Source organism: Roseibaca sp. Y0-43, from assembly GCF_020667835.1.
Lineage (GTDB): Bacteria > Pseudomonadota > Alphaproteobacteria > Rhodobacterales > Rhodobacteraceae > Roseinatronobacter.
In genome coordinates, this window is the sequence record NZ_JAFMPR010000046.1 from 1 (window position 1) to 645 (window position 645).

Consider the following 645-nt stretch of genomic DNA (forward strand, 5'->3'; position numbering starts at 1 on the left):
GACCGTTTGTAAGCGCGCGCAAGGGGTGTCTCTCTCTTCGCGCTCAGTTCGGGAAGCGTTGTATCTATGGGTTAACGCCCACGAGAGGCGCTCCAGCGCTCTCGAGAAGACAGGATCCTCCGGCGCCTATATAGTAGAGAAAACCGCAGCCCCTCAAACTCCATCGCCAAGCGCGCATAATGGCTATATAATGCGCGCATGAGCCAATCTCGCCCGACATACATGGACGATGAGGGGGTGCCTCTCGAAGACCTGGAGGCGTCCGACGCCGAGGATGACGCCGACCTCTGGTTCCTGCCCGGGCCGATGGAGGACGAACCGGATTACCTGCCTCCCGGACCTCCGCCCGAGGCGAAGGAATCCGATGTCGTCGATGCCTGGCGCGCGGCCGAGGCCGGGCAGGCGGCGCAGCTCGCCCGTGTTGCTGCGCGCCTGGGGATCCTCGATGAACGCCTGCGCCGCGGCCCGGCTGGCTGGCGGCAACGGCTCGCCCTGATCGAAGCCGCGGATCTCAGCTGGCTCACGCAAGACCGGATCGGCCTCGACCGGCTTTCGCTTTACATGGCGCTGCGGGTTTCGACCGTAACGGATGATGCGCAGGCGCTGTACCGGATCGGCTGGACCGTGCGGCGGCTGACCGGCGGA

General features: G+C 65.4%; 1 pseudogene. It reads left to right on the top strand.

Annotated elements, in window-relative coordinates:
* Positions 1-222: 222 nt before the first annotated feature.
* Positions 223-645 (top strand): annotated as a pseudogene (locus tag J1C52_RS15040) (hypothetical protein); the annotation flags it as partial.